Consider the following 9089-nt stretch of genomic DNA (forward strand, 5'->3'; position numbering starts at 1 on the left):
CAAGGTCATTTGCATTTGTTTTTTCAACCCTTTTTCTAATAAATTCAATAATTTTATTGGTGTCACAACCAAGCTTGTAAATAAAATTTGAAACGGTACTTTTTGATAATTTCATATTTGGAAAATCTACTGATAAAAATGATTCTTCATAATATTTCTCTATTAAAGAATCATTTGCATCTGGGTTTAATGTTTTCATAATAGCAATGGCAAAAATTCTAAATGCCTCAACACCATAAACGTGCGTCAAGTCTTTCAAAATATCATTTGAAAGATTTTTAGCAAGCATATAGTCACCATAATTTTTTGGTCTTAATTCTATTGATATTTCTTTTTTAGGTACGTATTCTCCATTTATTATATGACCTATGACAGGTCCGTTTTTTGGATAATTCTTACCATTTTTATATTCACATCCAATTCTTTGAATAACAGCTCATGATTTTCCTGTTAATTTAACGATAGTATTTTTTGGTCTTGGAACTTACCTTATTTCTAATGGTACAGCCACAATATCTCTCCTTTTCTATAGTGTATTATATAGTATATTATAACATAAAAGACAAGTCTTTTAAAAGTATTTTTTAAAAATTTTATTAATTTTTCTAAACAAAAAGAGTACATTTTATTACTAAAACATACTCTTTTATTAAAAATCTTCATTTTTAATCTGTTTTTGTGCCATTTTAACCGAAAAATATAGTGTATATTTTTGGAATTCTTTAATTAATAAACAGACTATTTTTTATTTTTAACTTTTTTAAAAATATAATAACTAGACACTAATAAAACAACAATAACTAATGGGCTTGAAATTAAAATAATAACCAACTTATTAGAGTTTTTTATATGAGGTTCTTTAATAACAACAAGTTTAATAGTAACTTTATCATTTGAATTATTTTTTAAATAAACATCAGCTGTATTGTTGTTTTTTAGTTCTACTATTAGTTCTCTATTAGATAAATTTGGATTAATTTCTAATAGTTTATTTTTTATAGTATTTAAATCATTTTTAGTAATATTTAAAGATTTATTTTTAATTAATTTATCTAAACTAGATTCTTGATTTTGTTGAGTTTGATTATTGTTGTTTTGTGGTTGTCTTTTGGGTTTTTGATTAGTTTGATTTTTTGATTGTTCTATTAATAAGTTATTTTGATTAATTAGATGATCACTTGATCTTCATTTAGTTTTTTTAGCTTCTTTAATAAGTTCTAAAAGTGTGTTTGGATCATATAAATCTTTAGTATTATTATATACATCGTTTTTTAATTTCACATCTGGTTGAATACCAAATTCTAAACTTTTAAAGTTTTTATTTGTAAAAACATTATTAGTACTTAACTGAATAATATCTCCAGTTGGTAGAATTGAATAACCAATTGCTGAAGCCCCACCAAAAGTTTGATGACCAATGATTTTTGCTAAATTATTATCTCTTGCTATTTGAGGAAAAATATTTCCGGCCGAAAACGAATAAGGTGAAGTTAAAATATAGTAATCAAAGTTAAATTTATTATATTTTGATTTTATAGTTTCAACTTTTTGTTCTTTTGATAAAGGATTATAAGTATAAACGTTAAAAGGATTATTTGTTAAAAAACCCATTATTTCATAAGCAGCACCAATATAACCCCCACCATTTTGTGTTAGGTTAAAAATAATGTTTTTAACATTTTTACTTTGAGCTTGTTCTAAACTGTTTTTAATATGTTTAGCAGAATCTTCTTCAAACTTTTTAAAAGAAATCATATAAGTATCATCTGATATAACATTGTTTTCATATTCAACTTTACTTGGATCATTTTTAGCTAATAAATCTAGAAGTTTAATTTGTTTATTAGATCTATTATTTGGATTAGATATTTTTATTGGAGTTTTATTAAAATCTTTACTTTTGTTAAAAAACCCATCTAAAGCATATGCTGAGTGAGGATCATCAAGATCTGCTATTAATTGTTTTGTTGCAAGATAATGTTCATCATTAGTTCCATTTACAATTTTTGTTTTATATTTTTTAAAATAATCTTTATAAGATTTATTATTATTTAATTTAATTGCATAATAATGATTAAATAGAAAACTTAAATAATTATATTGAAACTCTTTAAGTTCTTTTGGAATTTCATTTTTGATGTTAGCATCAGACATTTTAAGATTTACTTGACTTATAATATCACTAATTGATTCAGAAAATCTAAAAATATTAACATCTTGTTGATTAAAATACACTTGGATATTAGATTCATTTAAAAAGATTTGGTTTAGTAAAACAATAGGTAAATAAACATCACTTCAATCTTTTAACATCTCAATGTTATAGTTTTTTAAATGATATTTAAATTCTTTGTTTAGGTTTTTATTTTCTAATCCTTTAAATTCTATTTGTAATTGTTCTTCACCACGCTCTTTGTCTTTTAAAATTTCTGTAAAGATTTTATAATCTGAAACAGTTATGATTTGAGTTTTATAATTAAATTCTATATTATAGATATTTTTTGAACTTTTTAAAGTTATAGTTGTTTTATCATCATTAAATTTATGTTCTATTTTTTCATGTTTTATTATTGGTTTGACACTTTTTAAAAACTCATCAACAGAAACATATCCAATATTTTTATATAAAAATAGCTTGATTTTCTTTTTTGTATTTTGAAGATTTTTTGCCAATGTATTTAGGTTATGTTCTTTCAAACTAATTTCTAATTTTTGATTTTGACTAGTACTTAAAGTAGTTAAATTACCACTTAAACTATTAGATAATAAAAAAGAACTAAATAACCTTATTAAAAATAATTTCATAATAATTCCTTTCTATTTATTTTGATCGTTATTGATAACTGTTTGAATATAATCTAGATCAAAAAGTTTTTTAAAATCATAATCATTAGTTTTATCAAACTCTATATCTGGTTTTACTTCATATTCATAAGAGTTTCACTTTTGATCTGTTAAAGTATAAATTGAACTTTTTCTAATTATAGAACCAGTTGGCAGAATACTAATTCTAACTTCACTAGCTCCTCCACCAGAATTAAATCCAATAATTTTTGCTAATTTATTAGTTTTACTAATAGCTGCAAAAGAATTACCAGCTGAATAATTAATTGGTGAACTTAAAATATAGTAATTAAAATCAAACCTTCCAACTTTTGATTGAATTTGCAAGATTTGTTTATCATTTGTAGTTGGATATAATTTATGATAATTATATTTTTGATCTGTTAAATATCCTAGTATCTGATAAACAGCTACAATACTACCACCACGATTTAAGCTAAGATCAAAAACAACATTTTTTACAGTTTTATTATTTTTAATTTCTTCAAGTTGTTTTTTAACTGCATCTACTGTATATCATTTATGAAAAATATCTATTTTAATAATGGCTGTTTTATTATCATTTGTATATCTAATATCTTTTTCATGTAAATCAGAAGCTAGCTTAGAGATATCTCGTTCATATTTTCTAAATTTAGCTACCCTATCAGTTCTTTGCTTATCATTATTAATTTCTAATTCAGAATCATTTGTATTTAGATCATAAATTGGTGATTGTAATAAGATCTTAGTATGAATATCATTTAAACCTCTTATTAAAAGATTAGTGGTCTTAAAATGTTTTAAGTCATCTGATAATAAATCATTTTTATATTTTTCTAAATAAGTTTGATATGATTTATCTAATTTTATAGGATAAAAATTATCTAATAGAAAATATAAATAATTGTATTGAAATTGTTTTAGATGATTTGATATTTTTAAGTTCTTTTTATTAGAAATTAGTACTTTTTTAGTCTCATTATTTGTAGTACTAAAAAGATCAAAGATTTCAAAAACTAAAATTTTATTGTTATTAAAAAATATTTGTTTTTCAGATTCAGCCAAAAAGATTTGATTTAAAACTAATAAAGGTAAATATAATTTATTTTCTTTATTAAAAATAAAAATATCATATTTATTTAAATTTATAATTAAAGGTTTTTTTTCAAGTAATTTAAAATGATCAAAATATTCTAAATTAGACTCATTTTGATAAGGATTTAATAAATTATAAAAATTAACATTAGAAATAGTTATTTGTTGAGTTAAATAATCAAATTTAATAAATTCAGTTAAACTAAAATCTTTATGTTTATTTTTATCGTTTGCTTGATATTTATTAGTTAAACTAATTGTTATTTGATTATTATTTGTTTTAGTTTCTAATAATTGAGTTAGACTGTATAAGTTATCATTATAAATTGTTTGATTTAAAATATCTTTTAAAAGATCTACATATTGTTCAAGATCAACATAATCAATATCTTGATGTTTAGTTAGATCAATTTGTTTATTTTCAAAAGACACAGAACTAATTAAACTATTGATTTTATAAGATGAATTTAGAACTTGAAATTGGTTATTTAATTCTTTAGTTATTTTTATAAAATTATTTATTTTAGTATCATTATTATTATCTTGTTTTTGAGTTGTATTGCTTTGGTTTTGATCAATTTTATTATTTTTTTGATCAGTATTATTGTTTAATTTATTATTTAGATCTTTATTTAATATATTAGAATTTGGACTTTTGTTTATAATATTTGAACTACAACTTACTAAAAACGAACTTAATGTTAATGTTAAAATACTAGCACCTTTAAGCATATTAATTCTACCTTTAAACTTTCTATGTGTATTATATAATAAATCAAATTTCTAAATAGTTATTTAACAGTTTTTGATGAAATTAATTATTTCACTTATAGTTTCCATACTCTATATTTCTATTCAAGATCTTATTTATTTTATTAGTTATTTTTATTTAACTACTAAATATAATTACTTAAATATAAGTAAATAAAACATTAAACAATAAAGTTTTAATTATAAGTAAAGTAAAAATTTAAAATTGAATAAATAATTCTAATAGTAAAAATTAGTATTAAAAAACACTTGAAATAGGTTTTCAAGTGTTTTTTGTCTTAGTCTTTTTAATGATTAATTGGAATATTCTATATTTTGTTGATTAAATTACAGAAACCAACAATCACATCTTTAAAGTTGATAAATGAGTTTATTTTTCATAGATTTTGAAAAGTTCATAAAAGTATTCTTCTACAACTTTAATATCATCATTAATAGTGTCTTCAATATCTCCTAATGTAGCTTCATAATTGTTACGTGTATTTAATTCAACAATGACATCAAGAATTTCATCATATAGGTTTCCGAAGTCTTCTTCTGTGAAATTTAATAAATCATCTAGTCTTAAATCAGTAATTAAATCCTTTAATTCTTGTTCTTCATAATGATCACTAGTTACGTCATCACTTTCATCACTTAATAATTGAGTTAAGAAATTTTTCACATCTTGTGAAAAATTTTTAATTATTTCTTTTTGTTCTTCAGTTCATTGGATTGTTGGAGCAGGTGTTGTGTTTTCTTCTGGTGCAGGAGTTTTTTCTTCTGGTGCAGGAGTTTTTTCTTCAGGTGCAGGAGTTTTTTCTTCAGGTTTTTTGTTTTCTTCAGGTTTTTTCTGTTCTGTTTTACATGCAACAGCAGTAACTCCAGCAGTAGTTGCCATTGTAAATGAACCTAAAATTGTTAGTAACTTTTTCACTGTTATATCCTTTCTTTTTATTTATTGATAGGTAGTTTTTAGTTTATATGTGCACACATACACATAACAATATTTAGTTTACAAAAAAAAAAAAGTCAACTCCGAAATAAAAACCAGTAGTTGTTAAACAAAAACTAACTGATTTAGTTATAGTTACAACTGGAATTGTAGTAGCTGACGCAGATAAAGGTAATGTTGAAAAAGTTGTTGAAGCAGTTAATGCAAAAAATGCAGATGCAAATTTAGTAGCTAGTGAATTAGAAGTTACAACTGTAAAAGGTAATAAATTAAAACTTTCAGCAAAAGAAAACTCAACTAAATACGAAGGATCAGTAGAAATCCAAATCATCGTAGAACCTACTCCAGTTGCTAACAATGCTGTTTAATGATTCCACTATAATTGAATTAAATAATTTAGAGTGTCACAAGACACTCTTTTTATTTATATTAATCTGCTCATTCAAATTTTAGATTCTGAACAATATCTTGTTTTGAATTTTTGTTTTCTTCTTCTTTGATAAACATTTTTTCAGTATAGTTCTTTTTGTTTCTTCTTGCTTCAATCATAGATTTATCTAAGAAGTTATTTTGATAGAAAACATAGTACTTAATATCATTTTCAACGCCTATTCTATGATTTCTTTTCATTGATTGAACGTGATCTTTATAAAGTGCTACAGAAAATCAAATTGTATTGGTATATTTTTGTCAGTTCATTCCAGTTGATCCAGAAGCATAATTTGCAATAATTACTCTCTTTTTATTTTTAGATGTTTTAGTATTTTTTAGTTTTTCATATTCTTTGTAGTATTTATCAGTTTTAGTTTTACCGTTTCAAGTATCTATTTTATATTCTAAATCTTGACATATTTTTAGTATTTCATCATATTCTGCATCATAGTTATAAAAGATAATATAGTTATCAAGATTTTTAGATAATAGTTCTTTTAATTTTTCTAATCTAGAATAATCAAATCATTTGTAATTTTTCTCATTTCCTTGAAAGCCTATAGAAATTTGTCTAGCTCTTAATCAATATCCACCGGTACTATTTGTTGCAAATCAATGATATTCTGGATAGCTTAAATTTCTATAAAAAGGATTATAAACAAGGTTACAATTATCATCTTTGTAATTGTTTTCTATATTATTTTTATTACAGAATTTGAATAAGTCACTTTCTAAGATTTCTTTTTGTGTTAATAATTTAAATTCTCTTGAGATCGGTAATTCAATATATTCTTCTTTGATTTTACTTAGTTCTATTACATCTTCTGTTCTTAAGCAAACTGCATAATTATTAATTAATTCAACCAATTGATCTATGTTTTTATACCCTTTAATTGGTCTTCTATATTCAGGTAAACTTTTTATGTTTTTTCTCACTGCAAAATTTTCAAGAAATTTAGTTTTAGTCATTTTTAAACCTAAAAATTTTAGTTGATTATATATGTCAACATATCCTATACTAACTGGAGTTCCTGTTAATAAATACAATCTAAATTTATCTACATTATTAAAATATCTTCTATTATATTTTTCAATTCCTTCAATAAAATTAGTAATTACTTTAGAAGTTATAGGTGTGCTATTTTTTATTCTATGACTTTCATCAATTATGATTGCTATTTTTTGATCTTTATGAGCAAAAACAAATTTCTTTAAAAAGAGAGGGATCTTATCTCTCGTTTTCTCTTCTTTAATATTTATAAAAGATTCAAAATTTAAAATTAATGCTTCTTTTTGATTTTTATCAAATTCAATTTTCTTAATATTTTTTTGAAACTTATTATATACAACATAATTCAAATCATTTGTTAAGTGATCAGTAAAACTTCCTTTTTCATTTTCTTGTTTTACAGCAATAGCTTTTGGACAAATTACAATAATTGCATCAGCATTAAAATATTCACAAAAACTTAAACTTAAAATAGTTTTACCTAAACCCATATCTAGAAATAGTCCTAGTTTAGTTTTATCTTTGTTTTTAAGAAGAACTTCTTTTTGAAAATCTTTAAGTTTATTAAATAACGCCATAAATTATTTCTTTCTAATTTTTAAATTATTATTCAATATTATTTTAAGAATAAAAATCTATTTAGCTATAAAATATTTATTTTTTCCTAAAACTATAATGTAGATATATTTAATAAATATTTATACAAAAGTCATTCTAAAGAGAATTTGTCCCGAATATGATATAATTTTTGGGAGAAAAGGAGAGAATAATTATGACTTATATATCACAAATTCAAAATCGAATTGATACTTTTGAATATGATAAAGTATTTATTGCTGACGATTTTTCAGATATAGCTTCTAATGAAACTGTTCGTAGAACTTTAAATAGATTAGTAAAAGAAGAAAAAATTATAAGAATTATAAATGGTTTTTATTATGCTCCTAAATATAGTGATTTTATTAAGGATTATGAAGACTTTGATATCTATGAGTTAATTGATGCAATAGCAAGAAAATATAATTGAGATATTGCTCCTTTTGGTCTAGCCTGTTTAAATATTTTAAGTTTATCTACTCAAGTTCCTGCTAAACTTATTTTTGTTTCTAATGCTAAATATAAAACATTTAATATAAATGGTATGACAATAGAATTTAGAAAGGTAAATCCTAGAGAAATATCTAATATGTCTTTAAAAACAAGAATAGTTATCCAGGCGATAAAAGAATTAGGAAAAGGAAATGTAAAAAAATATCATATAGATAGAATAAAATGACGATTAACTAAAACTGAAAAACAAAATTTAATAATTGAGGCAAAACATACAACAAAATGAATTTATGAACATATCAAAGAAATTTGTAAGGAGAAAAATGAATAAATTTTATGTAAGAACTGTTAGAGATTTAAAAAATTTAATTAAAAGAACATCTAATAAAAGTAATATGTCTCCTGAAATTATAGAAAAGGATTATTGAGTTAGCTTTTTATTAGATTATATATTTAACTAAAGAATTCCAAAAATATACACTATATTTTTCGGTTAAAATGGCACAAAAACAGATTAAAAATGAAGATTTTTAATAAAAGAGTATGTTTTAGTAATAAAATGTACTCTTTTTGTTTAGAAAAATTAATAAAATTTTTAAAAAATACTTTTAAAAGACTTGTCTTTTATGTTATAATATACTATATAATACACTATAGAAAAGGAGAGATATTATGGCTGTACCATTAGAAATAAGGCAAGTTCCAAGACCAAAAAATACTATCGTTAAATTAACAGGAAAATCATGAGCTGTTATTCAAAGAATTGGATGTGAATATAAAAATGGTAAGAATTATCCAAAAAACGGACCTGTCATAGGTCATATAATAAATGGAGAATACGTACCTAAAAAAGAAATATCAATAGAATTAAGACCAAAAAATTATGGTGACTATATGCTTGCTAAGAATCTTTCAAATGATATTTTGAAAGACTTGACGCACGTTTATGGTGTTGAGGCATTTAGAATTTTT

The 9089-nt window shown here is 22.5% G+C and carries 7 protein-coding genes and 2 pseudogenes; 3 read left to right on the plus strand and 6 right to left on the minus strand.

Going from position 1 to position 9089, the window contains the following annotated elements; genetic code table 4:
* The 6 genes and pseudogenes from AB668_RS05810 to AB668_RS00925 all read right to left on the minus strand — a co-directional run.
* Positions 1–289, minus strand: a pseudogene (locus tag AB668_RS05810) (hypothetical protein); the annotation flags it as partial.
* Positions 290–738: 449 nt separating this feature from the next.
* Entirely contained in the window at positions 739–2805 is a 2067-nt protein-coding gene (locus tag AB668_RS00905) for a S41 family peptidase (protein WP_050517225.1), read from the minus strand.
* A gap of 12 nt (positions 2806–2817) precedes the next feature.
* Positions 2818–4653: a S41 family peptidase gene (locus tag AB668_RS00910; protein WP_050517226.1), complete on the minus strand. Its 1836-nt coding sequence runs from the start codon at positions 4651–4653 to the stop codon at positions 2818–2820.
* A 409-nt stretch (positions 4654–5062) separates the two neighbouring features.
* Positions 5063–5608 (minus strand): lipoprotein, encoded by a 546-nt coding sequence (locus AB668_RS00915; RefSeq protein WP_050517227.1) that lies wholly within the window; start codon positions 5606–5608, stop codon positions 5063–5065.
* Between the two features lie 73 nt (positions 5609–5681).
* Entirely contained in the window at positions 5682–5957 is a 276-nt protein-coding gene (locus AB668_RS00920) for a hypothetical protein (protein ID WP_050517228.1), read from the minus strand.
* 98 nt (positions 5958–6055) lie between these two features.
* Positions 6056–7645 (minus strand): SNF2-related protein, encoded by a 1590-nt coding sequence (locus tag AB668_RS00925; protein WP_050517229.1) that lies wholly within the window; start codon positions 7643–7645, stop codon positions 6056–6058.
* A 194-nt stretch (positions 7646–7839) separates the two neighbouring features.
* On the opposite strand from AB668_RS00925, the gene AB668_RS00930 reads away from it, so the two are divergent.
* The 3 genes and pseudogenes from AB668_RS00930 to AB668_RS05240 form a co-directional block, all read left to right on the plus strand.
* A complete protein-coding gene (locus tag AB668_RS00930) occupies positions 7840–8448 on the plus strand; it encodes a DUF6088 family protein (protein ID WP_050517230.1) in 609 nt (202 codons plus the stop codon).
* Entirely contained in the window at positions 8441–8578 is a 138-nt protein-coding gene (locus tag AB668_RS05430; RefSeq protein WP_201342682.1) for a hypothetical protein, read from the plus strand. The genes AB668_RS00930 and AB668_RS05430 overlap by 8 nt, the downstream gene beginning before the upstream one ends.
* A gap of 211 nt (positions 8579–8789) precedes the next feature.
* Positions 8790–9089: pseudogene (locus AB668_RS05240) on the plus strand (hypothetical protein); the annotation flags it as partial.

This window comes from Mycoplasma sp. HU2014, assembly GCF_001199495.1.
In the GTDB taxonomy this organism is placed as follows: domain Bacteria; phylum Bacillota_I; class Bacilli_A; order Mycoplasmatales; family Mycoplasmataceae; genus Mycoplasma.